The 23794-nt window shown below is 47.8% G+C and carries 26 protein-coding genes; 11 read left to right on the top strand and 15 right to left on the bottom strand.

The genetic code is table 11. The features are described from left to right. Positions 1 to 310: 310 nt before the first annotated feature. The 3 genes from radC to efp all read right to left on the bottom strand — a co-directional run bounded on the left by radC (position 311) and on the right by efp (position 2730). Entirely contained in the window at positions 311 to 997 is a 687-nt protein-coding gene (gene radC / locus DW096_RS10665) for a DNA repair protein RadC (RefSeq protein ID WP_022401073.1), read from the bottom strand. A 31-nt stretch (positions 998 to 1028) separates the two neighbouring features. Next, positions 1029 to 2018 carry a glycosyltransferase family 2 protein gene (locus tag DW096_RS10670; RefSeq protein WP_118930996.1) on the bottom strand — a complete coding sequence of 330 codons (990 nt, stop codon included), beginning with the start codon at positions 2016 to 2018 and terminating at the stop codon, positions 1029 to 1031. Between the two features lie 145 nt (positions 2019 to 2163). Beyond that, positions 2164 to 2730 carry an elongation factor P gene (gene efp / locus DW096_RS10675; protein WP_005825176.1) on the bottom strand — a complete coding sequence of 189 codons (567 nt, stop codon included), beginning with the start codon at positions 2728 to 2730 and terminating at the stop codon, positions 2164 to 2166. Between the two features lie 194 nt (positions 2731 to 2924). On the opposite strand from efp, the gene rpmH reads away from it, so the two are divergent. The 7 genes from rpmH (at position 2925) to DW096_RS10710 (ending at position 8247) form a co-directional block, all read left to right on the top strand. Further along, on the top strand, positions 2925 to 3086 hold the full coding sequence (rpmH, locus tag DW096_RS10680; RefSeq protein WP_004292199.1) for a 50S ribosomal protein L34: 162 nt from the start codon (positions 2925 to 2927) through the stop codon (positions 3084 to 3086). 169 nt (positions 3087 to 3255) lie between these two features. Then, entirely contained in the window at positions 3256 to 3903 is a 648-nt protein-coding gene (locus DW096_RS10685; protein WP_117600267.1) for a PASTA domain-containing protein, read from the top strand. Between the two features lie 53 nt (positions 3904 to 3956). Then, a complete protein-coding gene (locus tag DW096_RS10690) occupies positions 3957 to 5027 on the top strand; it encodes an RluA family pseudouridine synthase (RefSeq protein WP_005834741.1) in 1071 nt (356 codons plus the stop codon). Beyond that, complete coding sequence (locus tag DW096_RS10695; protein ID WP_005825166.1) at positions 5024 to 6004, top strand: D-alanine--D-alanine ligase; 981 nt, start codon at positions 5024 to 5026, stop codon at positions 6002 to 6004. Before DW096_RS10690 ends, DW096_RS10695 begins: the two co-directional genes overlap by 4 nt. 12 nt (positions 6005 to 6016) lie before the next feature. Further along, complete coding sequence (locus DW096_RS10700; protein ID WP_005825164.1) at positions 6017 to 7174, top strand: hypothetical protein; 1158 nt, start codon at positions 6017 to 6019, stop codon at positions 7172 to 7174. Between the two features lie 4 nt (positions 7175 to 7178). Then, positions 7179 to 7847 (top strand): NigD-like C-terminal domain-containing protein, encoded by a 669-nt coding sequence (locus DW096_RS10705; protein ID WP_118930997.1) that lies wholly within the window; start codon positions 7179 to 7181, stop codon positions 7845 to 7847. Positions 7848 to 7860: 13 nt separating this feature from the next. After that, entirely contained in the window at positions 7861 to 8247 is a 387-nt protein-coding gene (locus DW096_RS10710; protein WP_035449865.1) for a rhodanese-like domain-containing protein, read from the top strand. A 140-nt stretch (positions 8248 to 8387) separates the two neighbouring features. Here the strand turns inward: DW096_RS10710 and DW096_RS10715 are convergent, their stop codons facing one another. From DW096_RS10715 to ribD, 12 genes are all read right to left on the bottom strand, one after another. After that, complete coding sequence (locus tag DW096_RS10715) at positions 8388 to 9341, bottom strand: acetylornithine carbamoyltransferase (protein ID WP_087332252.1); 954 nt, start codon at positions 9339 to 9341, stop codon at positions 8388 to 8390. Positions 9342 to 9385: 44 nt separating this feature from the next. Further along, positions 9386 to 10633: a glutamate-5-semialdehyde dehydrogenase gene (locus DW096_RS10720; protein WP_087332250.1), complete on the bottom strand. Its 1248-nt coding sequence runs from the start codon at positions 10631 to 10633 to the stop codon at positions 9386 to 9388. 67 nt (positions 10634 to 10700) lie between these two features. Next, positions 10701 to 11780 (bottom strand): glutamate 5-kinase, encoded by a 1080-nt coding sequence (gene proB / locus DW096_RS10725; RefSeq protein WP_087332249.1) that lies wholly within the window; start codon positions 11778 to 11780, stop codon positions 10701 to 10703. Then, positions 11770 to 12009 carry a DUF2007-related protein gene (locus tag DW096_RS10730; protein ID WP_005825154.1) on the bottom strand — a complete coding sequence of 80 codons (240 nt, stop codon included), beginning with the start codon at positions 12007 to 12009 and terminating at the stop codon, positions 11770 to 11772. The genes proB and DW096_RS10730 overlap by 11 nt, the downstream gene beginning before the upstream one ends. A 75-nt stretch (positions 12010 to 12084) precedes the next feature. Further along, on the bottom strand, positions 12085 to 12924 hold the full coding sequence (gene murI, locus DW096_RS10735; protein ID WP_008662870.1) for a glutamate racemase: 840 nt from the start codon (positions 12922 to 12924) through the stop codon (positions 12085 to 12087). Between the two features lie 109 nt (positions 12925 to 13033). Then, on the bottom strand, positions 13034 to 13540 hold the full coding sequence (locus tag DW096_RS10740; protein ID WP_005834750.1) for an OmpH family outer membrane protein: 507 nt from the start codon (positions 13538 to 13540) through the stop codon (positions 13034 to 13036). 128 nt (positions 13541 to 13668) lie between these two features. After that, complete coding sequence (locus DW096_RS10745; RefSeq protein WP_120028761.1) at positions 13669 to 14184, bottom strand: OmpH family outer membrane protein; 516 nt, start codon at positions 14182 to 14184, stop codon at positions 13669 to 13671. A 28-nt stretch (positions 14185 to 14212) separates the two neighbouring features. Further along, the gene (locus DW096_RS10750; protein WP_118930998.1) at positions 14213 to 15142 is read right to left on the bottom strand and encodes a hypothetical protein; all 930 of its coding nucleotides are present in this window, start codon (positions 15140 to 15142) and stop codon (positions 14213 to 14215) included. A gap of 25 nt (positions 15143 to 15167) precedes the next feature. Continuing rightward, the gene (gene bamA / locus DW096_RS10755; protein ID WP_118930999.1) at positions 15168 to 17807 is read right to left on the bottom strand and encodes an outer membrane protein assembly factor BamA; all 2640 of its coding nucleotides are present in this window, start codon (positions 17805 to 17807) and stop codon (positions 15168 to 15170) included. A 52-nt stretch (positions 17808 to 17859) separates the two neighbouring features. Next, the gene (locus tag DW096_RS10760) at positions 17860 to 18594 is read right to left on the bottom strand and encodes an isoprenyl transferase (protein ID WP_005834753.1); all 735 of its coding nucleotides are present in this window, start codon (positions 18592 to 18594) and stop codon (positions 17860 to 17862) included. Positions 18595 to 18599: 5 nt separating this feature from the next. Beyond that, positions 18600 to 19964 (bottom strand): DUF6242 domain-containing protein, encoded by a 1365-nt coding sequence (locus DW096_RS10765; RefSeq protein ID WP_005834755.1) that lies wholly within the window; start codon positions 19962 to 19964, stop codon positions 18600 to 18602. A gap of 134 nt (positions 19965 to 20098) precedes the next feature. Beyond that, positions 20099 to 21154, bottom strand: a complete 1056-nt coding sequence (ribD, locus tag DW096_RS10770) for a bifunctional diaminohydroxyphosphoribosylaminopyrimidine deaminase/5-amino-6-(5-phosphoribosylamino)uracil reductase RibD (RefSeq protein ID WP_016272515.1) — start codon at positions 21152 to 21154, stop codon at positions 20099 to 20101. 74 nt (positions 21155 to 21228) lie between these two features. Between ribD and prmC the strand changes: the two genes are divergently transcribed. The 4 genes from prmC (at position 21229) to DW096_RS10790 (ending at position 23766) form a co-directional block, all read left to right on the top strand. Continuing rightward, positions 21229 to 22065 (top strand): peptide chain release factor N(5)-glutamine methyltransferase, encoded by an 837-nt coding sequence (prmC, locus tag DW096_RS10775; protein ID WP_118931000.1) that lies wholly within the window; start codon positions 21229 to 21231, stop codon positions 22063 to 22065. After that, positions 22062 to 22541: a regulatory protein RecX gene (locus DW096_RS10780; RefSeq protein ID WP_118931001.1), complete on the top strand. Its 480-nt coding sequence runs from the start codon at positions 22062 to 22064 to the stop codon at positions 22539 to 22541. The genes prmC and DW096_RS10780 overlap by 4 nt, the downstream gene beginning before the upstream one ends. 82 nt (positions 22542 to 22623) lie before the next feature. After that, on the top strand, positions 22624 to 23262 hold the full coding sequence (gene pyrE / locus DW096_RS10785) for an orotate phosphoribosyltransferase (protein WP_005825142.1): 639 nt from the start codon (positions 22624 to 22626) through the stop codon (positions 23260 to 23262). Positions 23263 to 23355: 93 nt separating this feature from the next. Beyond that, positions 23356 to 23766 carry an SRPBCC family protein gene (locus DW096_RS10790; protein ID WP_117958816.1) on the top strand — a complete coding sequence of 137 codons (411 nt, stop codon included), beginning with the start codon at positions 23356 to 23358 and terminating at the stop codon, positions 23764 to 23766. The last annotated feature ends 28 nt before the right edge of the window (positions 23767 to 23794 follow it).

The following is a 23794-nucleotide window of genomic DNA, read 5'->3' on the forward strand; positions in this document are numbered from 1 at the left end:
TAAAAAGAAAAAGCGTCTAGCTAAATCAGGAAAAGACATTTTCATTACTTCAGAAAGGGTTTGACGGTGGGGAAACACGCTTCACCCGCTGGGGGAACTCCCTTTACCCCTGGGGAAACTCCTTTTACAATACGCGGTAAAGGTCTTTACAATATGGGGTAAAGGACGTTACAATATAGGGTAAATACGTTTACATACTGTGGTAACGGCTTTTACATTGGCTGGTAAATAGCTGGTAAATACAATGTGCTGATAGTTAGTGTTATGACCGCTTTTGTCTTTCGTATAGTATGTCCGTAACTTGGATTATTTATAGCAATCCTTCGTCGTTGAAGCTGTAATGGCTTCCGTCCGTGACGATGACGTGGTCGGTCAGGTGTATGTTCATGGTTTGGGCGGCTTTCCTCACGAGTTCCGTCAGCTGCCGGTCGTCGTTGCTGGGGTGCGGGTTGCCGGAGGGATGATTGTGGATAAGGGCTATCTGTGTGGCGCGTTGCAGCAGGGCTTCGCGCAGGATACTGCGCACGTCGGCGGTGGTCTGGTCGATGCCGCCGCGGCTGATGCGTACCTTGTCTATCACTTTGGCGGCGTGGTTCATAAGCAGTACCCAGAATTCTTCTGTGGCAAGGTCGCAGAGCAGGGGATGGAACAGCTCGTAGATGTCGGCGGAAGAGCGGATGGCGGTACGTCCGGAGCGTTCCTGCAGCTTGCGGCGTTTGCCCAGTTCCAGGGATGCCATGACGGTGATGCTTTTGGCGGGGCCCATGCCTTTGAATCGGGAGAAGTCCCGCACCTCCCATTTGCCCAGGCGGTTGAGGTCGTTGCCGCAGGCGGCGAGTATGCGCTGCATCAGTGTCACGGCGGTTTCTTCCGTATTGCCGGAGCCAATGAGGATGGCTAGCAGTTCGGCATCGCTCAAGGCTTCCGCCCCTTTCTGCATCATCTTTTCCCGCGGGCGGTCCTCTGCAGCCCACTGGTTGATATTCAGTTTCTCCATATCATCCCTAATCCTTAACCCCTAATCCTCCTTATTTGTAAAAGTTCTTTTTGAACGCCTCGAACTCGTCCTTGCCAAGTATGCAGCGGTTCCACCAGGCGCGCAGGAACCCCGTCCCGTATCCGATGAGCTGGATGAAGGAGGCGGCAACGGAGTAGAGCCCGATGCTGAGGCTACGGTTCCGGATAGTGGAATCGATGCATACCAGAAGCGCATAAAGAGCGATGGGCAGCAGGCTGTACGGACAGAAGAGCGTTCCCAGCAGGAATATGGCCACTCCCAGGGTAAATGCGGCCGGCAGCAGGTGGACGAGCTTCAGTGATTCCGGATACTTCTTGTACAGATTGATGCGGGCAATCCCGGAATTGTGTACCTGCTTGAAGAACTTCCGAAAGTCTGTCCGGCGCTTATGGTATACCCAGGCACCGGGGAACAGCCGGCATGTATATCCTCCCTTGAAGATTCGGATGCTGAAGTCGATGTCCTCCCCGAAGCGCATCCGCGAGAATCCGCCCAGGGCTTGGTACACTTCCCGCCGCACACCCATGTTGAAGCTGCGCGGATAGAACTTGTCCATCTTCTTCTTCCCCCCACGGATACCGCCGGTGGTGAAGAAGGAGGTCATGGAGTAGTTGATGGCTTTCTGTATGTCTGTGAATGATTCGTGCGCGCGGTCGGGGCCTCCGAAGGCATCGGCGGCTTCGTGCTGCAGCTCTTCTTCCACAGCAAGGAAATAACCTTCGGGCAGGATGCAGTCCGAATCCAGTATTATCAGGTATTCGCCCTTGCTTCGTTCCACCCCGTAGTTACGGGTCTGCCCGGGGCCGGAGTTGGGCTTGTCATAGTAATGCACGTCCAATAGTTCCTGATACTTCTCTGTGACCGGCTTGCAGGGGATGGAGGAGCCGTCCTCCACCACAATCACTTCAAAATCCTTGAAACTTTGCCGCGTCAGGCTTTGCAGCAGTTCGTCTACCTCATCGGGGCGGTTGTATACGGGGATGATGACGGAGTATCTCATGGGTATGGCTCTATGTTTTGGTTATCTCCGCAAAGATATATCATTTAAGCTTTGCAGATGAATAAATGGAAAGAAAAATCCCCGGATGCCAAGTGGAGCACCGGGGATGATATGAAAAGGGCATTTGCCTGATTTCCAAAAGGGCTTATGCTTTTACGCGGCTTACGTAAGAACCGTCGCGCGTATCGATTTCGATAGTCTCGCCTTCGTTGATGAACAAGGGGACGCGGACTGTGGCGCCGGATTCTACTGTGGCGGGCTTCAGCGTGTTGGTGGCTGTGTCGCCTTTCAGTCCCGGTTCCGTATAGGTAATCTTCTGCTGAACCTTGATGGGCACGTCGGCATAGAGCACGGTTTCTGTGGAAGCGTCTGATACCACGTCTACTATCATTCCTTCGAGCAGGAAGTCAACACCGTTGATGAGGTCGTGGGCGATGGGAATTTGGTCAAAAGTCTCCTGGTTCATGAATTGGTAGTTGTCACCGTCATGATAGAGGTATTGGTGGGGACGACGTTCTACACGCACGTCTTCCAGTTTCTCACCGATGTTGAAACGACGTTCCAGAACGTAGCCGTTCACCACGTCTTTCAGCTTGGTACGCATGAAGGTATTACCTTTTCCCGGCTTTACATGCAGGAAGTCGATGCAGAAATACAGCTTGCCGTCCATGCGGATGCAAGTTCCGATTTTAATGTCTTGGGCATTAATCATACTTATAGTCTTTAATATTATTATATTGGTATTTACTTCTTTAGTGCTGGTTTGCGGGTGCAAAAGTAATGGAATTCGGTAAAAAACACAAAAACTTTTGAGAGAAAATGAGTTATCTCTTGGTTTATTTGAAAAAAGTACCTATTTTTGCAGCCCGAATTCGTGAGAATAATAACATAAAACAAGATACAGTAATGAAAAGAACATTTCAACCCTCGAACAGAAAGAGAAAGAACAAACACGGTTTCCGTGAGAGAATGGCTACAGCAAACGGCCGCAGAGTATTGGCAGCACGTCGTGCTAAAGGCAGAAAGAAACTGACTGTTTCTGACGAATACAACGGAGTAAAGGCATAATAGTCGTTCTCGTTCGTATTAAAGAAATAAGGGAGCTGCAAAAGACTGATTCTGGTCTTTTGCAGCTTTTCTTATGTATTGTGCCCGCTTCTCCGGAAAAAACTATTGCCAACTCCGTGTACTATGTGGTGAAAATTGTATCTTTGTCCCAAATAATGCATTATCGATTATGACAATAAAAGATTTTTTCTCTTTCCGGCAGAACCGGTTCTTCTGGGCGAACATCCTTGCGATGGCCGTTGTGGTAGTGGGATTGCTGTTCGGAGTGCTGAAAGGACTGGATATATATACCCGCCACGGCGAGGCTGTGATAGTGCCCGATGTGAAGGGCATGGGAGTGGAGGAAGCCGAGAAAATGTTCCGTAACCGCGGCTTGGTCTGCATCGTTTCGGATTCCAGTTATGTCAAGACTCTTCCTGCCGGCTGCATCCTCGAATATAATCCGGCAGCCGGACAAAAGGTAAAGGAAGGACGTACCATCTATCTTACAATCAATACGATTGAAGTCCCTCTGCACATAGTGCCCGATGTGGCGGACAACAGTTCGCTGCGGCAGGCGGAAGCGCGTATTCTGGCTTCGGGCTTCAAGCTGGCCGAGATACAGTATATTCCGGGTGAGAAGGACTGGGTGTATGGCGTGAAGTATAAGGGTCGTCAGCTTTCCATCGGCGAGAAAGTGCCCACCGGCGCAGTGCTGACGCTGATGGTGGGAGATGGAGGCGCCTTGAAGGCAGACTCCCTGGGAGTGGATTCCGTGGGAGGTACCGTTGAACCCGTGTTGTCCGAAGACTCTGCGGCAGATGAGTCCTGGTTCTGATAAACATCTGACTCCAATCGTAAATTGTAAATAGTCAAATTGTAAATGCCGTGATGATAGAAGAATTGCCGGATGATATAGATAATGATGAGCTGGACGACGTAGAGCCGGTGGGTGACGAGGCGCAACTCTATGAACACTTCCGTGTGGTGGTGGACAAGGGGCAGGAGATGATGCGGGTGGACAAGTATCTGTTCGACCGCTTGACGAACTCCTCGCGCAATCGCATCCAGAAGGCTGCCGATGCAGGCTTCGTGATGGCGAACGGCAAGGCTGTGAAAAGCAGCTATAAGGTGAAGCCGATGGATGTAATCACTGTGATGATGGACCGTCCACGCTATGAGAATGAAGTCATCCCCGAAGACATCCCCCTTGATATAGTATATGAGGACAAGTATCTGATGGTAGTGAACAAACCTGCCGGTCTGGTGGTGCACCCCGGTCATGGCAACTATCACGGTACGCTTGTCAACGCCATAGCCTGGCATATGAAGGATAATCCCGATTATGATGCCAATGACCCGCATGTGGGACTGGTGCACCGCATCGACAAGGACACCTCCGGCCTGCTGGTGATAGCCAAGACTCCGGATGCCAAGACGAATCTCGGCAACCAGTTCTTCAACAAGACGACAAAACGCCGTTACCGGGCGCTGGTCTGGGGAAATGTAGAGCAGGATGAAGGGACCGTTGTCGGCAATATCGGTCGTAATCCCAGAGACCGCATGCAGATGACCGTCCTCCCCGACGACCAGGGAAAGCATGCCGTCACCCATTACCGGGTGCTCGAACGTTTGGGATACGTCACACTGGTGGAATGTATCCTTGAAACGGGACGCACCCATCAAATCCGTGTGCACATGAAGCACATCGGACACATACTTTTCAACGACGAACGTTACGGTGGACACGAAATCCTGAAAGGAACCCACTTCGCTAAATACAAACAATTTGTAAACAACTGCTTCGACACTTGTCCGCGGCAGGCATTGCATGCCATGACGCTGGGGTTTGTGCATCCCGTCACCGGAGAAGAAATGTACTTCACTTCGGAATTGCCCGATGACATGACCCGGCTGATAGACAAATGGAGAGGCTATATCAGTAACAGAGAATTAGAATGAAACGCACGATTGCTATTGTAGCCGGAGGAGATACCTCCGAATTCCACGTCTCCCTGCGTAGTGCACAGGGGATTTACTCCTTCATCGACAAGGAGAAGTATACCTTATATATTGTAGAAATGCACGGACTGGACTGGCATGTACAGCTGCCCGACGGCGCTAAGACTCCGGTAGACCGCAATGACTTCAGCTTCGTGCTGGATGGCGAGAAAGTGACATTCGACTTTGCCTATATCACCATCCACGGAACTCCGGGTGAGGACGGCCGTCTGCAGGGCTATTTTGATATGCTCCACATCCCTTATTCGTGTTGCGGAGTACTGGCAGCGTCGCTCACGTACGATAAGTTTGCCTGCAACCAGTATCTGAAAGGTTTCGGTGTGCGCATTGCCGAATCGTTGTTGCTGCGCGGCGGACAGTCGGTAACGGATGAAGATGTGATGGAGAAAATCGGTCTGCCTTGCTTCATTAAGCCCAGCTTGGGAGGTTCCAGCTTCGGCGTGACCAAGGTGACGGCGAAAGAGCAGATACAACCTGCCATAGCCAAGGCATTTGCGGAAGCGCAGGAAGTACTGGTGGAGGCCTTTATGGACGGAACCGAGATTACCTGCGGCTGTTACAAAACAAAAGACAAGTCCGTAGTGTTCCCCATTACGGAGGTGGTGAGCCACAACGAGTACTTCGATTATGAAGCTAAGTATAATGGTGCGTCTGACGAGATTACTCCCGCCCGCATCTCGGACGATTTGACCCGCCGGGTGCAGACGCTGACTTCTGCCATTTATGATATACTCGGGGCCTATGGCATTATCCGCGTGGACTATATCATTACCGAAGGGGAAAAAATCAATCTGCTGGAGGTGAATACCACCCCCGGAATGACTGCCACCAGCTTTATTCCCCAGCAGGTTCGTGCTGCCGGAATGGAGATGAAGGATGTAATGACAGATATTATAGAAAACAAGTTTAAGGATTAATCATTATTCATTATGAATGCGAACGTGGAATTTGATGAAATCCGTCCTTATCATGATGAGGAACTTCCTCAAGTCTATGAGGAACTGATTGCCGATGCGGCGTTCCGGCAGGCAGTGGATACTGTGATGCCTGGTGTACCTTTTGAAGTATGGTCGCAGAAAATGCGCGCGTGTAAAACCAAGCTGGAATTTCAGAAGACCTTCTGCTATGGGCTTCTGTGGAAATTGGCGAAGGAGGCTACGGATGGATTGACTTTGGACCATACCGCGTTGCCGGCAGACAAGTCGGCGGCGTATACCTATATCTCCAATCATCGCGACATTATTCTCGATTCCGGTTTCTTGTCCATTCTTTTGGTAGACCAGGGTATGGATACGGTAGAGATAGCCATTGGCGACAACCTGCTTGTCTATCCGTGGATTAAGAAATTCGTGCGTGTCAACAAGTCCTTCATCGTGCTGCGTGCGTTGACCATGCGCCAGATGCTGGAGGCTTCCGCACGCATGTCCCGCTATATGCATTATACCATCAGTGAGAAGAAACAGTCTATCTGGATTGCACAACGTGAAGGGCGTGCCAAGGATTCCAACGACCGCACGCAGGACAGTGTGCTGAAGATGCTGGCAATAGGCGGTGAAGGCGACGTCATTGACCGCTTAATGGAAATGAATATAGCTCCGCTTGCCATTTCCTATGAATACGACCCTTGCGACTTCCTGAAAGCGCAGGAGTTCCAACTGAAACGGGACATTGAAGGCTATAAGAAAACGACGGCTGACGACTTGCTGAATATGCAGACCGGACTGTTCGGCTATAAAGGGCGGGTACATTTCCAGACGGGTGCCTGCATGAATGATGAATTGGCGAAGATGGACCGTTCACTTCCGAAGCCCGAACTCTTTGCACGCATGTCTGCACTGATAGACAAACGCATTCATGCCAGCTACCGGATGTATCCCAATAATTATGTGGCACACGACCTTCTCGAGGGGAAGGAGGATTTTTCCGACCATTACACTGCCGAGGATAAGCAGCGTTTCACGGCCTATATAGAACAACAGTTGGAGCGTATCTCCATTCCTAATAAGGACGTGGACTTTCTGCGCGGAAAAATGCTGCTGATGTATGCCAACCCGTTGAAGAATTATCTGGCGGCTATAAAAGAATGAATACATGAAGAAGTACTGTGATTGGTGGCTTTTTCCTTTATTGGCCTGTCTGTTGGCTGGTTGTGGCGATGATGATTATCATTATCCTTCCGTGAAGCTGGAATTCTTGACTGCCTTTTCGGGGGCTGACGGCTATCTGCGGTCTGTTGTGACGGATGAAGGGGAAACCTTGCCGGTAGTGGAGGACAAGACAAAGACGAACATAGAGGCAAACGCTTCGGTACGTGTCATCAGTAATTATGCTTCGGAGGTAACTGCCGATGGAACTGCCGGTGCGGTGCTGTATGCCTTGAGCGGTGTTCTTTCTGTCGCTCCCAAAACGGCCGACAAGTTCGAGGAGGGCGTCAAGACAGACCCTACTGATGTGCTGGGTATCTGGATGGGACTCGACTATCTCAATATGACACTGATAGTCAAGGAGAATGGTGAACATAAGTTCCATTTTATTGAGGATGAAGTGATTGTGGATACTGCTACCGGGTGTAGTGAAGTATATCTGACGCTGTATCATGACGCAAAGGAGGAGGTGGTGTCTTATACCAGGCGTGCCTACGCTTCCGTACCTTTGCGGCAGTATGCGGCAGAGGATATACAGAAGGTTATGGTTCATTTCAGTGTGCACACTTATTCCGGTGACATCAAGACTTACGATTTTGTTTATAACCCTGACTAAAATGAAATATTCGATGAAGACATTGTTCGCGGGTTTTTGCCTCGTTTTTACCACCCTCTTTTCCTGCCAGCAGAAGGAGGGACAGTTCAAGTCTGTTTCGGTAGATGACTTTTCCACATTGATAGCCAATCCGGAGGTGCAGCTTCTGGATGTGCGTACTGTTGCCGAATACTCGGAAGGACACGTGCCCCACAGTATCAATATCAATGTATTGGATGAGTCGTTTGAAACGATGGCCGACTCCACTCTGCAGAAGGACAAACCGGTTGCAGTATATTGTCGTAGTGGTAAGCGTAGTAAAAAGGCCGCTGCCATACTGAGCAAAAAAGGATATATAATCTATGACCTTGACAAAGGTTTCATCGGTTGGGAAGAAGCGGACAAAGAAGTGGAAAAGTAATAGCGGTGTAGCTGAAATGCATTTGCTATAATTTCTTTTTAGGCGAGGATTACGCGGATTTCACGGAAAAATTTAAGAAAAGAATCCGCGTTTTCCGCGTAATCCGCGCCTAAAAAGAATAAAGTAGTCTTGTCCTCTGGTTAGAGGCTTTCAAGCAGTCTCTTCAGCACCACTGTTGCTGAAATCTCCCGGTTGGCCGCTTCGGGGATTACGATGGACTGCGGGCTTTCTATCACATCATCCGTCACAATCATGTTGCGTCGAACCGGCAGGCAGTGCATGAAGTAGGCATTGTTGGTAACGGCCATCTGGCGCTCGCCTACTGTCCAGGCGCGGTCTTTGCTCAATATTTGTCCATAGTTGTCGCCCGTATAGGCAGCCCAGTTCTTGGCATAGACAAAATCGGCCCCTTCAAAAGCTTTCATCTGGTCATATTCTACGCGGGCATTTCCTACGAACTTGGGGTCGAGCTCATAACCTTCGGGATGTGTAATCACGAAGTCATAATCAGTTGCATTCATCCACTCGGCAAAGGAGTTGGGGACAGCCTGGGGCAATGGACGCGGATGTGGAGCCCATGTCATCACTACTTTGGGGCGTTCCGTCTTCTTGTATTCCTCAATCGTAATCAGGTCGGCAAAACTCTGCAACGGATGACGTGTGGCAGCCTCCATCGAGAATACCGGCCGGCCGGAGTGCTTGATGAACTGCTCCAGTATCACTTCGTTGTAATCGTCTTCCTTACTTTCGAAACGTGCAAAAGAACGTACGCCGATGACGTCGCAATAGCAGCCCATCACGGGAATGGCTTCCAGTAAGTGTTCCGGTTTGTCACCGTCCATGATGACACCACGCTCTGTCTCCAGTTTCCAGGCTCCCTGGTTGATGTCCAGTACAATTACGTTCATGCCCAGATTCAATGCAGCCTTCTGTGTACTGAGGCGGGTACGCAGGCTGGAGTTGAAGAAAATCATCATCAGCGTTTTGTTACGTCCCAGTTCCACATATTTGAAACGGTCTTTTTTAATCTCGAATGCTTCGTCCAGTGCAGACTTCAGGTTACCGATGTCCTGCACGCAAGTAAAGTTCTTCATATTTACAGTCTTTTTAGTGTATCTATATCTTTGTTATTCGGCTGTCAAGGTCTAGTCTGTCCGGAACCTTCGACAATCCATTTGTATGTGGTGATTTCTTCCAGAGCCATCGGACCGCGGGCGTGCAGCTTCTGTGTGCTGATGCCGATCTCGGCACCGAGCCCGAATTGTGCGCCGTCGGTGAAAGAGGTCGGCGCATTGACGTATACACAAGCAGCGTCCACTTCCCGACAGAACCATTCGGCACGTGTCTTGTCGTCCGTAATGATGCATTCGCTATGTTTGGAACCGTACTTCCGGATATGTGCCAATGCTTCCTGGAAAGAATTCACGGTTTTAATGGCCATCTTGTAGTCCAGGAACTCTCTGCCGTAGCAGTCTTCAGTGGCAGGTCTCAACAGCTCGGCGGGATATTTGCCATGCAAACTGTGGTAGGCGGGTTCATCGGCAAATATCTCTACATTGCTTGATTGTAGCGGCAGGCATAGGTCGGGCAAATCAGCCAGGCTGTCGGCTTCGATAATCAGGCAATCCAAAGCGTTGCATACACTGACACGGCGTGTCTTTGCATTGGCAATGATGGATGGACCTATGCTTATATCGCCATAGCGGTCGAAGAACGCATGGCATACGCCGGCACCGGTCTCTATAACCGGTACTGTGGCATTCTGGCGTACGAAATTTATTAGGCTGCTGCTGCCGCGCGGAATTATCAAATCTACATAATCGTTGGCATGCAGTAGTTCGGCAGTCGCTTCTCTGTCGGCAGGAAGCAGTTCCACGATATGTGTATCTACGTTGAAATGCTCCAGTACCTCGTGTATCACGCTGATTATGGCACGGTTGGAATAGTCTGCATCGCTTCCGCCTTTCAGAATACAGGCATTGCCGCTTTTAAGGCAGAGTGAGAAGACATCGAAACTGACGTTGGGACGGGCTTCGTAGATAATGCCTATGACGCCGAAAGGTACACTGACCCTTTTTATCTTCAATCCGTTGGGTAATACGTTCTCTTTAAGGACTTTTCCCAAAGGAGAAGGGAGGGCAGCTACGTTGCGGATGTCCGTAGCGATGTCCTGCAAACGGCTTTTTGTCAGTTTCAGGCGGTCGTATTTAGGGTCGGTAGAAGGCATACGCTCCAAATCCTTCTGGTTTTCACTCAGAATGAAGTCTGTTTTGTTTATGGCAGCGTCTGCAACAGCCAGTAATATTTGATTGATTTCTTTGTCGCTCAACGCTAACATGTTACGGCTGGCATCTTGTACGGCGACAAAAGTTTTGTTTAAGTTCATTTTTTTATTGAATATAGAGTGATAAATATGCAAGTATATATATCGTGGGATAGTATCCGTCTGTGGCTTATTCTATATATAGGTAGTCGTAGTGCACTACGGGTTTCTTTCCATGTTTTCCCATCGTTTCCCGTGCCTGGCTGGAGTCACAGTTGGCTTTTCCCACACCGATGGGTTTACCGCCGAAGTCGATAATCCGTACGATGTCGTCCTTCTCGAACTCGCCTATAACGTCAGTGATACCTACCGGTAGGATGCTTACTGCTTTGTCCGAGAAGAGCAGTTCGGTGGCACAATGATTGATGTGCAGTTCCCCTTTGGCAAACCCTTCGCTGTGTGCAATCCATTTCTTGATGCTCGATACCGGTTCCGGAGACGGAATGAAACGGGTATAGTTTAATTCTTCATTCTTCATTATTTTCACGAGGATGTTGTCCCGCTTCCCGTTGGCTATGATTACTGTGATGCCCTCATCCGCCACTTTGCGGGCAATGTTGGTTTTTGTCAGCATGCCGCCGCGTCCGAAGCTGGATTTGGAAGTTTGTATGTAGGAGGAGAGATCTTTGCCTTGTTCTATTTCACGGATGACTTGAGAATTCGGGTCGGCGGGTGAACCGTTGTAGATACCGTCTATATTGCTGAGAATGATTAGTGCCTGGGCATCCATCATGGAGGCTATCAGGCCGGACAGCTCATCGTTGTCGGTGAACATCAGTTCACTCACGGAGATGGTGTCGTTCTCATTGACAATGGGAATGACGCCGTTCTCCAGCATTACGGTCATACAGTTTTTCTGGTTGAGGTAATGGCGGCGGGTGGAAAAGTTCTCTTTCATTGTGAGCACTTGTCCCACGGGGATGCCATGCTCCCGGAACAGCTCGTAGTAACGGTTGATGAGTTTGGCCTGCCCTACAGCGGAAAAGAGCTGGCGCTGGTCTACGCTGTCCAACTTCTTGGTGGGGCGCACTTCGCTACGTCCCGAAGCAACGGCTCCGGAAGAAACAAGTATTATTTCTATGCCGGCCTTGTGCAGCTCGGCTATCTGGTCCACCAAAGCGGACATACGGGTGACGTCGAGAGTGCCGTCACGACGTGTCAAAACATTGCTGCCTACCTTGACAGCAATTCTATTGAAATCAATCTCCATTTTCTCTCTTTTCGTATTCACGGACTACTTCCATGGCGGCTTCGTAGTCCTTCTCATTGACGAGAACGGAAACATCTACCGCAGTGGCAGGCAGTACAACGTTTACTACCATTCCGTCTTTTGTTACAGCTTCAATATCACTATTTCCCAGCAGGCTCTTTACGAGTTCTGCTTCCCACGGTGAACCGGTGAACACCTCAACGAGTTTGCTTTTGTCTTCTTCTTTCATGATGGTATGAATTTAGAGGTTTCTGTCTTACAAATATAACAAATGTTTTTGTTTTAATGTTTAATGCTGACGAATTTATAGTTCAATCCTCTCAACTCTTATCGATTCATTCAGGAAAGTAGAAGCCGATTCTGTGAATTTCTCCTCCGATTCCGTGGTGCGGTAGACGCATCTTCCACCTTTGGTGCATTTTCTGTCCATTTCCGGATGACGGTGAAGATAGTCTTTCAGACTGTCTGCCACCAGTTCCCCTTGGGTGACGGTAGTGATGCCGTCGGGCATGTATTGTTGTATCTTAGGCAGCAGCAACGGGAAGTGCGTGCAGCCCAGAATGACGGTGTCTATCTGCGTGTCTTTGGCCAGCAGGTTGCCGATGTTTTTGCGTATGAAGTAGTCAGTACCCTCACCTTGTGCCTCATTGTTTTCTACGAGGGATACCCATAGAGGGCAGGCTTCACCGCTCACTTTGATGTCGGGGAAGAGTTTATGCACTTCCAGCGGATAGGATTCAGACTTGATGGTTCCTGCCGTGGCAAGCACTCCCACATGGCGGCTTTGGGTAATGTTCCCTATGCATTCTACGGTTGGGCGGATTACTCCCAACACACGGCGCATAGGGTCGAGGCGAGGCAAATCATTCATTTGTATGTTGCGCAGAGCTTTTGCCGAAGCTGTATTGCATGCCAGAATGACGAGGTGACAACCCATCTCGAACAGTTTGGTGACTGCCTGTAAAGTGAATTCATAGACAATCTCGAACGAGCGGGTCCCGTAAGGCGCACGTGCGTTGTCGCCCAGGTAAATGTAGTCATATTGGGGAAGAGCTTCCCGTATCTTGCTTAGGATGGTCAGTCCGCCATATCCGGAATCGAATATTCCGATGGGACCGGCTGCAGAAGGTAATGTCTGTTTCATGCTTTCTAAAGACTATGTACCATGCAAAGATAATTCAAATTTCTCAGTAATGTATAAAAAATAAGCGCGGATAAAACTATCCGCGCTTGCTTTATCATAAATAATTCTATTATTTAATGCCCAATTGTGTTTTAACTTTGGCAGTTACATCAACGCTCTGTGCTCCTACGAAAGGTATCGGGGTACGGGCCAAGTCGAAAATGTAGACAACACCTTCAGTTTTGCCGACAGCTTGGATGGCTTCGTCCAGTTTCTTATAGATGGGAGCCATAGCATCTTGCTGTGCTTTCTGCATACTTTGATAAGCTTCTTGTTGGAACTGTTCTTGACGTTGAGCCATATCCTGCAACTCTTTCTGACGTCTTTCTGCAATGTTTTTCGGCAGAGAGTCGGCTTGTGCCAGGAATTCTTGGTACTTCTTTTGGAATTCTTCGTTGGTACGCTGCATTTCATCCTGGTATTTTTTAGACATGGCGTCCAAGTCAGCTTGGGCTTTGGTAAATTCAGGCATAACAGCGATTACATCTTGAGAATTCATGTGAGCGAATTTAGCTTGCGCCATAGCTCCCAGCGGGAGGGCGAACATAACTACGAGTAGTGCGATTTTTTTAAGCATAATGTTTATTATTTATTTGAATGATTATTCGTCGGGGACAAATATAGCGCAAACTGAACGCAATACAAAATAAGCTCGCTTATTTTTAATCCAGAATGCAGTCTATATTCTGAAACAAATGTATGAAATTAATTTGAATATCCCAGTTTTGCAAGTACTTCATTGCTGACGTCAATACTCGGCGAGGCAAAAATGATACTTGATGCGGAAGCACGGTCTACAACTACCGCATATCCGTTCTGTGTCGCAATTTCCTTTACAGCATTGTATATTTCATCTTGAATGGGTTGCATCAGACTTTCACGTTTTTTATACAGTTCGCCTTCCGGACCGAAGTATTTGCGGCGCAGTTCGGCTGCTGATTTCTCTTTAGCGACAATCTCTTCTTCCTTTTTACCTCTCTGTGTTTCAGAAAGGGAAGCAATCTGAGACTGATAGTTCTTGTACAGAGTCTTGGCTTCTTCGGAAATCTTTTCGACTTCACTCTGCCATTGTCTGGAGGCTTGCTCCAGTTGTTCATTGGCACGTTCGTAGGCAGGAATATTTTCCAGGATATATTCCATGTCAATCAAGGCGAACTTCTGTGCATTGGCTGTCATACCTATGGCAAACAGCAGAAATATCAATAAAATAGTCTTTCTCATAATGTCTGGTTTTTATAATATATATTATTTACCAAATATCTGTCCAACTAGTGTTGCTCTCTCCTACTACAACTTGGGTGATACGCCCTCCTATAGCTACATCCCATATCCATCTATTTAAATTATTGTCGAAGTCAACCCTTGCTAGTGGTACTTCATGAGGGTCTGTAATATTGTTATAGTTAGCTACATATCCACTGTTAAAGGGGAATAACTCATGGTATGCAAGAATGCCATTTCCTTGTACAGAAGCCCCACCTGATAATTGAATTGAAAGGTTTCGCGGCAGACCTGCGTTTTTCCACCCGGCACTATATTTATATTCAAATTTAATCATAAAAGCCAATATTGCTGATGCTTGACGATTTATAATTATGCGATAGCTTCTAAGTTGATTGACATATTTATATTTATACTTGCTTTGTGGCCTTTTAAATTCGTATTGATGGTTTAACCCATTACCTTCATCAAAACCCACATGTCCGCTAACTGTTCTTGTTGTTGGAACCTGAATTAAATCGATATTGCCATTTCCACATAATATGGGGGATTTAAGCTTTTTATTATTGATTTCTATAACATATAGATTACCTTGATTATAATGTATTATTGAGTCGTTAATATTTACTTTGAGATCTTTGTTAAATAGAGCTTGAAAAGCCTTTGGCATTGACAACATTGTACTGTCAGTACATAATTGAGTATTAGATAAAAGTGCTTCAAAATTTTTGTTAGATACCCACTTCAATTGAGCGTTCTCATCTTCTATAAGCAATTGATGAAAAGTTTGAAAAAAGTCTGCGGTACTATTGAAATATAGCATCAAGGATTCCTCTCCTACAGGAGATAACGCTTCCTTACTCTGTGGTAGGTATTCTTCGTTGTTTTCGATCTCATTTCCCGTACATGCAGCTAGAAATATGCAAATACTGTAAAATGCTAAATAAAGTTTCTTCATGTTTTTTTGATTTAGTATTATAAAGTTAGAATTCTTGTCCCAAGATGAAGTGGAACTGGCTACCGCTGTATTGGAATGTAGGACCAATTTTGTCGAAACCGTAAGCCCAGTCGATACCCATCATACCGATCATCGGGAGGAAGATGCGGACACCGACACCGGCTGAACGCTTCAATTCGAATGGGTTGAACTTATTGACATCATGCCATGCATTACCGGCTTCCACAAACGTTAACGCATAAATACTGGTACTTGTTTCGAGCATCAAAGGATATCTTAATTCCAGTCCGAGACGTGTATAGGCATAACCTTCAGAACCGTATGGAGTCAATGAACTGTTCTCATAACCACGGAGGGCGATGCTTTCTGTAGCATAGCTGGAGTAGCCGGTCATACCGTCACCACCCACGTCAAACGTTTCGAATGGAGACTTCTTGTATTTGTTGTAGTGTCCCAGCAAACCGAATTCTACACGTCCCATCAATACCGGAGTACGTTTAACGGTAATCGGGTCCATCAACGGGATATAGATTTTGGATTTGAATTTCCACTTGTGGTATTCAATCCACTTGTGCATCTTGTTCATGTCTTCCTGGCTGCTGGTGCTGTACTTGCTGTAATCGGTACCGTCGAACAGAGAGAAAGGCGGTGTGATTTGTGCAGACAACGAGAACTCGGAACCTTGGCGCGGATAAATCGGGTTGTCGATAGAGCTACGGGACAAGGTCAGGTTGAGGCTGAGGTTATTACACTTACCGTTGGTAACCGGGAAGTACTGCCAGTCACTCAGAACATAACGTTGGTAAGACAACTCGGCTGTGAATTGGAAATAGTCATCCGGCCACTTCAAGCGCTTACCGAACATCACAGCAAGACCATACATCTGGATAGATTTGTCCGGGTCGTAATAATTCTCGTAGTTGTTGTAATTGCCGTAGTTGTACATACCGTAGCCATACATACCACTATAATAGCTGTTGTAATAGCTGTTCATGTAGGCCGAATTGTAATAACGGCTACTGATGTCGGTCTGGCGGGAATAGAAAGCCGATACGGAGAACGCATTCGGGCGTTTACCGCCAAACCACGGGTCATAGAATGAAACGCTGTATGACTGATAGTATTTGGCATTGGTCTGGCCGCTGATGGTCAATGTCTGACCGTCACCTTGCGGGAGGATACCGCGGTAGTTCTCACCCGGATGAAGCAGGTTGGCCAGAGAGAAGTTGGTGAACTTCAGACTTAACTTACCGATAATACCCGTTTGTCCCCAACCGGCGGAGAACTCTACCTGGTCGTTGGCTTTGGATACAAGGTCATAACCGATGTCTACCGTGCCGTCTTCCGGTCTCGGCTGGATGTCGGGCTGGATTTGTTCGGGGTCGAAGTGTCCCATCTGCTGGATTTCACGCATGGAACGCATCAGGTCTTCACGGCTGAAGAGTTCGCCCGGACGGGTACGGAGTTCACGGCGTACTACGTTTTCATACAAACGGTCGTTACCGTTGATGCTGACTTTATTGATGGTAGCCTGGCGGCCTTCGTAGATACGCATTTCCAAGTCGATGGAGTCGCCCACGATGTTTACTTCCACCGGTTCGAGGCTGTAGAACAGATAACCGTTGTTGTAGTAGAGGTTGCCGATGGCATCGTCATCGGTCATTGTACGTTCTTCAAGTAACTTTTGGTTGTAGACGTCACCCTTCTTCATCTGGAGGAGGAAGTTCAGTTGTTCGGAAGGATACAGTGTGTTACCTACCCAGGTTACATTGCGGAGGTAGTATTTCTGTCCTTCCTCAATCTGCATGAAGATGTCTACCGTGCGGTCATCGTAGGGCTTGATACTGTCTGTCACGATGATGGCGTCACGATAACCCAGTTCGTTGTATTTGTCGATAATCAGCTGTTTGTCCGCTTCGTAGTTGTCCTCAATGAATTTCTTGGTGCGGAACAGATTGAGCAGCTTGCCCTTTTCGTTTGTTTTCTTCATCACACGCTTCAGCTTCTTGGTCGTGAGGGCCTCGTTGCCTACAATGGTGATTTGATGTACTTTCACTTTCTCCTTCTTGTCGATGTCGATGTTGACAATCACTTCATTCTTCTTTTCCGGATCATCACGTTGGGTGATGATTACATCTGCATTCTTGAAGCCCTTGTCGTCAAAATAGCGCTTTATCAAGGTCTTGGCGCGGTCCACCAGATTAGGTGTAATCTGACCGCCCTTTATCATGCCGATTCTGCTTTCCAGGTCTTCACGCTCTGACTTCTTCACACCGTTGTAGCGTATGTCGGAAACACGCGGACGCATGGTCAGATGAATGGTCAGCCAAATTTGGTCGCCTTCAATCTTGTCTGCTGTAATTTCCACGTCAGAGAACAGACCGTGGCGCCAGTAGCGCTTACAAGCTTGTGTAATCTCGTCACCCGGCACGGTGATAGTCTGCCCTTTGGATAGTCCGGACAATCCGACAATTACATAATCCTCATAGTTCTGGGCTCCTTCGACCTTAATGTCGGCTATTTCATACTTCTTGGGTGTTCCCGAATAGAGTATAACCGGCTTTTCGGTTTCATCGGTGTTGTTTACGTCCTGTGCTGCTGTTGTCAGTGCGCAGCCGAAAAGGCAGACAAACGTTACGAGTATGGAGAAAATACGATAGTGCATCTTTTTATTTACTATTTTACAATTTACTATTTACTATTTGTGTGTCCGGTGATTAATTGATTTGCTCGCTGGTCTTGCCGAACCTGCGTTCGCGTTTCTGATAGTCACATATGGCTTTGCGTAATTCTTCTTCACGGAAGTCGGGCCAATAGGTATCACAGAAATAAAGTTCCGAATAGGCGCATTGCCAGAGCATGTAGTTACTAAGGCGGAGCTCTCCTCCGGTACGTATCAGCAGGTCGGGGTCGGGCATGAAGTGGGTTGTCAGATGACGGGATATGAGCTCACTGTCGATTTGTTCGGGTTTCAGCTCACCTTTCTGTACCAGGTCGGCTATTTGCCGGGCAGCTTCCGTTATTTCCCAGCGGGAAGAGTAGCTCAATGCCAGTACCAGGCACATTCCCGTGTTGTGGGAGGTGTGTGCCACGCAAGTGTTGAGCCGTTGCTGTACGTTGGCAGGCAGTTTTTCAATATCTCCTATTACCCGGAAACTGATATTGTTCTTCATGAACGTCTCTTCCTCTATGGAGTCGAAGAGCAATCCCATCAAGGCGGCTACCTCGTCCGACGGACGATTCCAGTTCTCGGTAGAGAACGTATATAAAGTAAGGTATCTGACTCCTAATTTAGCGGCTTCCTCTGCAATGACGTGCACAGTCTCTGCGCCGGCCTGATGTCCATAGCTGCGTTCGTGTCCACGCTGCTTGGCCCACCGTCCGTTACCGTCCATGATAATCGCCACGTGCTGGGGTATCCGGTTTAGATCGATTTCTTCCTTATATGACATCATTATTATTGTATTTCGAAGCCCAATCTGTTAAGACGTCCGCGCCATACTTCATTCTTGGTGCCGTTACCGCCGAATATCACCCAAATGAAGTCCCGTTTGTCTGCCGGGGCCACAGTTTTGTCTTTCGTCGGTTCCACTATAATGGAGTACGCGCCTTTCCCTTTGAATTCCTGGGGTAGCAGGAACTTGGTTTCTGTCTTGCTCCACGCAATGCCTGTGATGGAGTTGTAGATGGCGTCAAGTTCTCCTCCAAAGCAATAGAACATGTCGCCATAGTACATAATGGCAGGGTTGACCATGCCGGGACAAGATGTGTCGTACACCGTGTTAGCCAGGCTTGCCCAGCCTTTGCCGTCCAATGAGAACCAGGGTATTGTCTCTTGTTCGTTGGCCAGCGGCATTCCTGCCAGAACCACCTTCTCTACACCATTGCCGGTGTTGGTCTGGGTGGTGGATATGTTTTCGGTAGGGAATCCTGCCGGGACTTCCTCAAGGGTAAGGTTGTCAGCCGTGTTTTCCGCTTCCCAATTCTTTCCGTCTTTACAGATGTTGAAATATTGCTTTCCGTTGATTTCCACAATACCCGAGAGCCGGTCGGAGAAACCATTGATGAGGACTATGACATTGTCTCCCAATGTAGTGACTTCTGTCCAGGCGCCGCCGTTGGTAGAGCTGAATACTCTTTTGCTTTCTGTAACCATATAAAGCGCATTGTTATACTCTACGGCAGATGTCAACTTTACGTCTGAGGGGAGGTTGCTGACATTGACTTTACTCCAGTTGTATTTATCGGGCGCAGTCGATGTCTTGTAAGCAGTACTGTTGGAAGTGTAGACAAATAGTTCGTCTCCCAGTACAACCGCTTTTTGCTGACCTAAATTGATGGTATTGGAGAATATATTCCCCCTTTTCTGCATGTCTGTCCATACGAGTGAGTCCGGGTCTTGCAGGTGTACATTAACTTTCAATTTATATTCGCGGACTGTAACACCGTCGGCGGCATGTGCTTTGAACAGCATGCCGGCATCGTTATTCATGGCGGGTCTCAAATCCACGGAGTCCGACATGACGAATACCGTGTCGGTAGGCGAGCCTGAAGTTATCCAACCGGTAACGGTCATAGTATCAATTAGAATACGGTCAATGATGGTATCTGAACCTACGGGCAATGAATCTCTGTTATAGATGAGTCTATTGAGCTGGTCAATTGTAAATTTGTAATGTTTGCCATGTATGGTATCGATACCAAAAGCATGTATAGTAGCATCGGAGCTGAATTCATAATTGTCGTCAGAGTCAAGGCATGAACTTAGAGCAAATGACACAATAAGAAAACTCACAATTACTGATAGAAACTTTATTCTCATTTTGAAAGTTAGTGTTTATTTACAAGTTGCAAAAATAGGAACATTTTTTTCTATAAACAGCTTTACGGGGAAGTTTTATATAAAATTATAGATAATATCCCCCTTTTTCTCGATAAAAAAGCCCTGAAATGAGGCTATTGACTGTTTCTTGAGGCAGTATAATGGCGAAAACTCCTGCCGAAAGAATGCTCTGTTGCAAATGGATATCCGTCACTGATTTCGGGTGCTTTGACGCCGGAATGAAGAAGGTACGGAGTTTCTTCCACAAAGATTTCGTCCCACAATCCGGCAGCGATGAAGGATTGGAGAGTTTGGCTGCCACCCTCTACCAAAAGGGATTGTAATCCGCGTGTATACAGCGTTTCCATGATTTCGGGGAGTACATTCCGCCGGTAGTCGCTGACTGGCAGATACTCTACATTCGGTAGCGGAGCGTGCGGGGCTTCTGTAAAAACGAGGGTCGGCACGCTACCGTCAAATAGGTGAAGGTTGGGGGATAGCTTTTGTTGCCGGTCCAGCACGATACGTACCGGTGAACGACCATACCAATGGCGGACATTCAGGCCGGGATTGTCCAGCTCAGCCGTACGGGTACCTACTAATATGGCGCTGTGCTCTGCCCGTTTCTTGTGTACCAGCATCGAAGTCAGCAGGCTGGAGAGGATAACCGGTTTACCGTCCGTGCGGGAGTAATCGATATATCTGTCAGAAGATTCCGCCCATTTTAGGGTGATGTAGGGGCGTCGCAAAGTATGGAAAGTGATGAACCTGCGGATGAGCTGCCGACATTCTGTTTCCAGCACTCCGACAATAACTTCACGTCCGGCATCCTTCAGTTTCTGTATGCCCCGGCCCGCAACCTTAGAAAAAGGGTCCCGGCACCCGATGACGATACGTGGAATCTGCTTCTCGATGATGAGGTCTGCACAAGGAGGAGTTTTGCCATAGTGCGAACACGGTTCCAGGCTGACATAGATGGTGGAACGTTTCAGCAGGGACGTGTCTTTCACGGAACGGATGGCGTTGACCTCGGCGTGGGCTTCTCCACAGCGCACATGGTATCCCTCGCCTATGATTTTCCCGTCACATACTATTACCGCCCCCACCATCGGGTTGGGTGCTGCATTGCATAGCCCGTTTTGTGCCAGTTGGATACATCGCAGCATGTATTTCTCTTCTTCTGAATTCATATCCTTGCTTACCTTTTGGTTGAATAATCAAAATTAATGATTACTTTTGCAGCCCGAATAAAACCGGACCCCGAATGAATGTAACCGTTTCACATATCCGCAGTGCTTTGCAGGAATGCTACCCTCCCCGGGAGGCGGCCAATCTTTCCCGTATTGTCTGCTGTGAAATGTTTGGTCAGGGTAATATTGACTATTACCTGGGCAAAGATATGATTTTATCTCCAAACGATGAAAGGGAATTGGAAAGCATTCTTTCCCGTCTGTGCAATTTTGAGCCCATACAGTATGTGCAGGGTACTGCCCGTTTCCTGGGGCGTACTTTTCGGGTGGCTCCGGGGGTGCTTATTCCCCGTCCCGAAACGGAAGAACTGGTGGAGAGGATGCTGAAGGAAGTCGCTCCGGCTTCCCGTATTCTCGACATTGGCACCGGAAGTGGGTGTATTGCCGTCACTTTGTCTAAAGAGTTGCCGGAAGCGGAAGTAACTGCTTGGGACATTTCCGGAGAAGCTCTTGCCATAGCCGGCGACAATAACCACCTTTTGCAGGCCTCCGTGCTATTTGTACAGCGTGATGTCCTGACGTATCAACCGGTTGAGGGTGAATGTTTTGATGTAATCGTCAGTAATCCGCCTTATGTTACGGAAACAGAAAAGCGGGATATGGAACCAAACGTCTTGAACTGGGAACCCTCACGGGCTTTGTTTGTTCCAGATAGCGACCCGCTCCGTTTCTATCGGCGTATAGGTGAACTGGGACGGAGCATGCTGACGGTCGGCGGCCGACTCTATTTTGAAATCAACCGGGCATTTGGAGAGGCTGTCGCTTCGATGCTTCGCAAGCAAGGCTATACGAATGTCCGTATCCGAAAAGATATTTCCGGCAACGACCGGTACGTAATTGCAGAACGATGATAGAAATAACTGAAACTGAAGCTTTGAACAGAGTGGCGGCATATTGCTCCACTGCCGAGCATTGCCGGGCGGAGATTGCGGAGAAACTGCAACGCTGGGGCATTGCCTATGATGCCATAGACCGTATCATCAACTGTCTGGAACAAGAGAAGTACATTGATGAAGAGCGCTTCTGCCGTGCTTTCATCAACGACAAATACCGTTTTGCCAAATGGGGCAAGATGAAGATAGGGCAGGCGCTCCAGTTGAAAAAGATATCTTCATCTGTCTATTGGCCCTATTTGAACGAGATTGATGAGGAGGAATACCACGCCGTCTTGCAGAAACTGCTGGCGGCAAAGCGTAAAAGCGTCCGTGCCGAAAGTGAGTATGAGTTGAATGGCAAACTGGTGCGTTTTGCCTTGAGCAGGGGGTTCGAAATGAAGGATATATGTCGTTGCATAGAGGTTTCTGAGGAAAATGACTACTTCGAATGAAAATTATCGGCTTTCTCTTTTTTATTCTCATTCTGTTTCCGTATTTTTGTGCCATATTTATCATATATAGATTAGTTTTGCTATGAAAACTTTAGAAAGATTGTTTGCAGAGAAGTTGCTGAAGATAAAAGCGATTAAACTACAACCGGCTAACCCGTTCACTTGGGCATCCGGATGGAAGTCTCCGTTTTATTGTGATAACCGCAAAACCCTTTCTTATCCTTCTCTCCGTAATTTCGTAAAGATTGAAATTACGCGTCTGATTTTGGAACGTTTCGGACAGGTGGATGCCATTGCCGGTGTGGCAACGGGAGCTATCCCGCAAGGTGCCTTGGTGGCCGATGCATTGAACTTGCCGTTTGTATATGTACGCTCCACTCCGAAAGACCATGGACTGGAGAATTTGATTGAAGGTGAACTTCGTCCCGGTATGAAGGTGGTAGTCGTGGAAGATTTGATTTCTACGGGTGGAAGCAGCTTAAAGGCTGTAGAAGCTATCCGCCGTGACGGATGTGAGGTCATCGGTATGGTGGCTGCCTATACTTATGGTTTCCCGGTTGCCGAAAAGGCTTTCAAGGATGCCAAAGTGCCTTTGGTGACGCTGACCAATTACGAGGCTGTGATGGAAGTGGCACTGCGTACGGGCTATATCGAGGAAGAAGATGTGGAGACTCTGAATGAATGGCGTAAAGACCCTGCACATTGGGAATCTGGTAAATAAGAACTTATTTGTAAAAATGTTAATATGGATAAAAGAGCCATTCGGATAGATTCTGTCCGGATAGTTCTTTTTTCTTTTTGAATACGATTGATTATGACGAAATTTGAGAGTGGAGTGAAAGTTGTACCGGCTTCACAAGAAGCTGTTTATGAAAAGCTTTCCGACCTGAGCAATCTGGAGAAGGTGAAAGACCGTTTGCCTGAAGACAAAGTGAAGAACTTGAGTTTTGATGCGGAGAGCATGACGATAGAGGTGGCTCCCGTAGGAAAGATTACGTTGCAGATTGTGGAGAAGGAACCTTGCAAGTGTATCAAGTTTGCAACAACCACTTCACCGCTGCCCTTCAATCTGTGGATACAGATTGTACCCGTCACCGAAACCGAATGTAAAATGAAACTGACCATCGGCATGGATATAAATCCGTTTATGAAGGCCATGGTGCAGAAACCCTTGCAGGAAGGATTGGAGAAGATGGCAGATATGTTGGCGATGATACAATATTAATCACTAACCATTAATCATTAGAAACAAC

The organism is Bacteroides sp. AM07-18 (assembly GCF_003602695.1).
Taxonomy (GTDB): domain Bacteria; phylum Bacteroidota; class Bacteroidia; order Bacteroidales; family Bacteroidaceae; genus Bacteroides; species Bacteroides uniformis.

Excerpts from the sequence above, each read along its gene's own strand:
- radC (WP_022401073.1), bottom strand. The coding sequence starts at position 997 with ATGGAGAAACTGAATATCAACCAGTGGGCTGCAGAGGACCGCCCGCGG.
- DW096_RS10670 (WP_118930996.1), bottom strand. The coding sequence starts at position 2,018 with ATGAGATACTCCGTCATCATCCCCGTATACAACCGCCCCGATGAGGTA.
- efp (WP_005825176.1), bottom strand. The coding sequence starts at position 2,730 with ATGATTAATGCCCAAGACATTAAAATCGGAACTTGCATCCGCATGGAC.
- rpmH (WP_004292199.1), top strand. The coding sequence starts at position 2,925 with ATGAAAAGAACATTTCAACCCTCGAACAGAAAGAGAAAGAACAAACAC.
- DW096_RS10685 (WP_117600267.1), top strand. The coding sequence starts at position 3,256 with ATGACAATAAAAGATTTTTTCTCTTTCCGGCAGAACCGGTTCTTCTGG.
- DW096_RS10690 (WP_005834741.1), top strand. The coding sequence starts at position 3,957 with ATGATAGAAGAATTGCCGGATGATATAGATAATGATGAGCTGGACGAC.
- DW096_RS10695 (WP_005825166.1), top strand. The coding sequence starts at position 5,024 with ATGAAACGCACGATTGCTATTGTAGCCGGAGGAGATACCTCCGAATTC.
- DW096_RS10700 (WP_005825164.1), top strand. The coding sequence starts at position 6,017 with ATGAATGCGAACGTGGAATTTGATGAAATCCGTCCTTATCATGATGAG.
- DW096_RS10705 (WP_118930997.1), top strand. The coding sequence starts at position 7,179 with ATGAAGAAGTACTGTGATTGGTGGCTTTTTCCTTTATTGGCCTGTCTG.
- DW096_RS10710 (WP_035449865.1), top strand. The coding sequence starts at position 7,861 with ATGAAGACATTGTTCGCGGGTTTTTGCCTCGTTTTTACCACCCTCTTT.
- DW096_RS10715 (WP_087332252.1), bottom strand. The coding sequence starts at position 9,341 with ATGAAGAACTTTACTTGCGTGCAGGACATCGGTAACCTGAAGTCTGCA.
- DW096_RS10720 (WP_087332250.1), bottom strand. The coding sequence starts at position 10,633 with ATGAACTTAAACAAAACTTTTGTCGCCGTACAAGATGCCAGCCGTAAC.
- proB (WP_087332249.1), bottom strand. The coding sequence starts at position 11,780 with ATGGAGATTGATTTCAATAGAATTGCTGTCAAGGTAGGCAGCAATGTT.
- DW096_RS10730 (WP_005825154.1), bottom strand. The coding sequence starts at position 12,009 with ATGAAAGAAGAAGACAAAAGCAAACTCGTTGAGGTGTTCACCGGTTCA.
- murI (WP_008662870.1), bottom strand. The coding sequence starts at position 12,924 with ATGAAACAGACATTACCTTCTGCAGCCGGTCCCATCGGAATATTCGAT.
- DW096_RS10740 (WP_005834750.1), bottom strand. The coding sequence starts at position 13,540 with ATGCTTAAAAAAATCGCACTACTCGTAGTTATGTTCGCCCTCCCGCTG.
- DW096_RS10745 (WP_120028761.1), bottom strand. The coding sequence starts at position 14,184 with ATGAGAAAGACTATTTTATTGATATTTCTGCTGTTTGCCATAGGTATG.
- DW096_RS10750 (WP_118930998.1), bottom strand. The coding sequence starts at position 15,142 with ATGAAGAAACTTTATTTAGCATTTTACAGTATTTGCATATTTCTAGCT.
- bamA (WP_118930999.1), bottom strand. The coding sequence starts at position 17,807 with ATGCACTATCGTATTTTCTCCATACTCGTAACGTTTGTCTGCCTTTTC.
- DW096_RS10760 (WP_005834753.1), bottom strand. The coding sequence starts at position 18,594 with ATGTCATATAAGGAAGAAATCGATCTAAACCGGATACCCCAGCACGTG.
- DW096_RS10765 (WP_005834755.1), bottom strand. The coding sequence starts at position 19,964 with ATGAGAATAAAGTTTCTATCAGTAATTGTGAGTTTTCTTATTGTGTCA.
- ribD (WP_016272515.1), bottom strand. The coding sequence starts at position 21,154 with ATGAATTCAGAAGAAGAGAAATACATGCTGCGATGTATCCAACTGGCA.
- prmC (WP_118931000.1), top strand. The coding sequence starts at position 21,229 with ATGAATGTAACCGTTTCACATATCCGCAGTGCTTTGCAGGAATGCTAC.
- DW096_RS10780 (WP_118931001.1), top strand. The coding sequence starts at position 22,062 with ATGATAGAAATAACTGAAACTGAAGCTTTGAACAGAGTGGCGGCATAT.
- pyrE (WP_005825142.1), top strand. The coding sequence starts at position 22,624 with ATGAAAACTTTAGAAAGATTGTTTGCAGAGAAGTTGCTGAAGATAAAA.
- DW096_RS10790 (WP_117958816.1), top strand. The coding sequence starts at position 23,356 with ATGACGAAATTTGAGAGTGGAGTGAAAGTTGTACCGGCTTCACAAGAA.